Source organism: Streptomyces sp. NPDC002130 (assembly GCF_040296465.1).
GTDB lineage: Bacteria > Actinomycetota > Actinomycetes > Streptomycetales > Streptomycetaceae > Streptomyces.
The window spans coordinates 1-2,181 of the sequence record NZ_JBEOXI010000603.1; the positions used below are offsets into that span (position 1 = coordinate 1).

A 2,181-nucleotide genomic window follows, 5' to 3' on the forward strand; every position below is an offset into this window, starting at 1 on the left:
GTATTTGGGTTATGCTTCTGTCGCACACTCTATTTGCGTCTCGACAGGAAGCGGGCTGACCATGACCGCAATTGCATCACCCCCCATCGCCGCCCGGCCGTACCCCGCGCGACGGGCGCCGAAGGGATCGGTGCTGCGGAACCTTGTGACGACGACCGATCACAAGACGCTCGGCTTGATGTATTTGGTGACTTCGTTCGCGTTCTTCCTCATCGGCGGGCTCATGGCGCTGATCATGCGCAGCGAACTGGCGATTCCGGGCATGCAATTCCTGTCGAACGAGCAGTACAACCAGTTGTTCACCATGCACGGCACGATCATGCTGCTGCTGTACGCGACGCCGGTGGTGTTCGGATTCGCCAATTTCGTTCTCCCCCTGCAGATCGGTGCGCCGGATGTCGCCTTCCCGCGACTGAACGCGTTCAGCTACTGGCTCTACCTTTTCGGTGCGCTCATCGCTACGGGCGGCTTCGTCACTCCCGGCGGTGCCGCAGATTTCGGCTGGACGGCCTACACACCTCTGAGTTCGGCAGTCAGCTCACCTGGGGTCGGTGCGGATCTGTGGATTGTGGGGCTTCTCGTCTCCGGTCTCGGCACCATTCTCGGCGCGGTCAACATGATCACCACCATTGTCTGCTTACGCGCTCCGGGGATGACGATGTTCCGCATGCCGATCTTCACGTGGAACATCTTCATCACCTCGGTCTTGATTCTGTTGGCCTTCCCGCTGTTGACCGCGGCACTCTTCGCACTGCTTTACGACCGTCGCCTCGGTGGCAACATCTTCGACCCCGCGAATGGCGGAGTCCTGCTGTGGCAGCACCTGTTCTGGTTCTTCGGTCATCCCGAGGTGTACATCATCGCGCTGCCGTTCTTCGGTATCGTCTCGGAGATATTTCCGGTCTTCAGCCGCAAACCGATCTTCGGCTACAGCGGTCTGGTCTACGCAACGTTGGCCATTGCCGCTCTCTCGATCGCTGTGTGGGCTCACCACATGTACGCGACGGGTGCTGTTCTCCTGCCGTATTTCTCGTTCATGACGTTCCTGATCGCCGTGCCGACAGGCGTGAAGATCTTCAACTGGATCGGAACGATGTGGAAGGGGCAATTGACCTTCGAATCGCCGATGCTGTTCTCGATCGGCTTCCTGATCACCTTCCTCTTCGGTGGTCTGTCGGGTGTCATCCTCGCGAGCCCGCCGCTCGACTTCCACGTCACCGACAGCTACTTCGTCGTCGCCCACTTCCACTACGTGGTCTTCGGTACGGTCGTGTTCGCCACGTACGCCGGTATCTACTTCTGGTTCCCGAAGATGACCGGTCGCATGATGGACGAGCGTCTCGGCAAGTGGCACTTCTGGACCACGTTCGTCGGTTTCCACGGCACGTTCCTCGTTCAGCACTGGCTCGGCGGTGAGGGCATGCCGCGTCGGTACGCCGACTACCTGCCCTCGGACGGGTTCACCGTGCTCAACTCGGTCTCGACCATTTTCGCCTTCGTGCTCGGTGCCTCGACGCTGCCCTTCCTGTGGAACGTCTTCAAGAGTTACCGCTACGGCGAAGTGGTCACCGTCGACGATCCGTGGGGTTACGGAAACTCGCTGGAGTGGGCAACCACCTGCCCGCCGCCGCGTCACAACTTCACCGAGTTGCCGCGCATCCGTAGCGAGCGTCCGGCGTTCGAGCTGCACTACCCGCACATGGTGGAGCGAATGCGCGCGGAAGCGCACGTCGGCCCCGGTCACGGCGGGAAGAACGCCAGCACCGTACTCGAAGATGCTCGTCACGAGCCGCTGACAGTCGGGGACGAAGGCGACCCCGGCACCGACAGCCGCTCCTGAGCGAAGTAACACACTGAAGTAATCAGCGAAGGCCCCGCCCGAGTAACGGGTGGGGCCTTTCGCTTGGCACAATAGTGACGATCAAGACGCGAACGAAGAAACGATCGGAGTTTTCGGTGGGTGCCTCTGACACCACTGTTCTGGTGACTGTGACCGGGCCGGACCGCCCTGGCGTCACCTCGGTACTGTTCGCGGCGCTGTCGCGGCACGATGTGCGTCTGCTCGACGTGGAGCAGGTGGTGATTCGAGGTCGAGCCCGACATAGAGGTCGTCGGCGACGCCAAGAACGGCGAGGGCGGCATCGCCCTGGCCGCGGAGCTCGCCCCGGACGTCGTCCTGAT

The 2,181-nt window shown here is 61.5% G+C and carries 2 protein-coding genes; both read left to right on the plus strand.

Translation table 11 applies throughout. The features are described from left to right. Window positions 1-61: 61 nt before the first annotated feature. Complete coding sequence (ctaD, locus tag ABT116_RS43375; protein ID WP_351646279.1) at window positions 62-1,840, plus strand: aa3-type cytochrome oxidase subunit I; 1,779 nt, start codon at window positions 62-64, stop codon at window positions 1,838-1,840. A 149-nt stretch (window positions 1,841-1,989) separates the two neighbouring features. Beyond that, the coding region (locus ABT116_RS51130) for an ACT domain-containing protein (RefSeq protein WP_502984049.1) at window positions 1,990-2,181 on the plus strand (192 nt) is incomplete at its 3' end.